1 protein-coding gene is annotated in these 758 nt (G+C 69.5%); it reads right to left on the bottom strand.

The genetic code is table 11. From position 1 onward, the window contains the following. Positions 1-10: 10 nt before the first annotated feature. Positions 11-758, bottom strand: a 748-nt coding sequence (locus tag JMF90_RS39090) for a cobalt-precorrin-5B (C(1))-methyltransferase (protein ID WP_201326550.1), incomplete at its 5' end; no start/stop codon positions are given.

A 758-nucleotide genomic window follows, 5' to 3' on the forward strand; every position in this document is an offset into this window, starting at 1 on the left:
ATGCGCGGGCTCATCGCGCCACCCCGACGAAGCGGCCCTGCCGGTCGATCGCGAACATCTCGACCGTGACCGACGGCGGCACGATGTTGCGTGCCACCCGCAGCGCATGCGCGCAGACGAGGTCACCAAGCGGCACGCCGTCTGCCTGCGCCAGTTTCAACGCTTCCTGGCTGGTGTTCGCCGCGCGCATCGCGGCCTGCAGCGCCTCGTTCGCGCCGGCTTCGGCCGCCCACTGCGCGAGCAGCGGCAGGTCGATGCTCGAATGGCGGCTGTGCAGGTCGAGATGGCCGGCCGCGAGCTTGCTCAACTTGCCGAAGCCGCCGCACATCGACAGGCGCGCGACCGGCGCGCGCCGCAGGTGCTTGAGCACCGCGCCCGCGAAATCGCCCATCTCGATCAGCGCCATGTCGGGCAACTGGTAGTGCGCGCGCATCGCGTCCTCGCTGGCGTTGCCCGTGCAGGCGGCGATATGCGCGATGCCGTTCGCCCGTGCGACGTCGATGCCCTGATGAATCGACGCGATATAGGCCGAACACGAGAACGGCCGCACGATGCCGGTCGTGCCGAGGATCGACAGCCCGCCGACGATGCCCAGGCGCGGGTTCATCGTCTTCAGCGCAAGCGCCTCGCCGCCTTCGACGCCGATCGTCACGTCGAAGCCGCCCGCGTAGCCGTGTTCAGCGGCGAGCGCTTCGAGGTGGGTAGTCATCATCTGGCGCGGCACCGGATTGATCGCCGGTTCGCCGACCGGCAACGTC

The sequence above is a fragment of the Burkholderia sp. E168m23 genome (genome assembly GCF_016586125.1).
Classification (GTDB): Bacteria; Pseudomonadota; Gammaproteobacteria; order Burkholderiales; family Burkholderiaceae; genus Burkholderia; species Burkholderia orbicola.